Genomic DNA, 244 nt, shown 5'->3' with positions numbered 1-244 from the left:
CGTTAGTCTGGTCCGATATTGGCTACGGAGGTCCGGCTTACCCGCGCGGCTATGTCCGTGTCGAAAAGGGATTGGTCGATCCATGGGAGGCGAAGCAGGATGGAAAGTAGAGACCGCGTCACCCATAACTGTGACCACTATGCCGGGTATCGTTCAAAGCAGCTGGACAAGCGCAAATTCGCCGACGGAGCGGATGTCTGCATCGTCGGAGCAGGGGCTGCCGGAGGCGTATTGGCGTATGAGC

The 244-nt window shown here is 58.6% G+C and carries 1 pseudogene; it reads left to right on the top strand.

The window, feature by feature from the left end:
* Nucleotides 1-110: pseudogene (locus tag MXD62_RS40395) on the top strand (gluconate 2-dehydrogenase subunit 3 family protein); the annotation flags it as partial.
* Nucleotides 111-244: the final 134 nt, after the last annotated feature.

It is taken from the genome of Frankia sp. Mgl5, assembly GCF_023242985.1.
GTDB classification, from domain to species: Bacteria; Actinomycetota; Actinomycetes; order Frankiales; family Frankiaceae; genus Parafrankia; species Parafrankia soli.
This window is presented reverse-complemented; position numbering and strand designations above follow the sequence as displayed.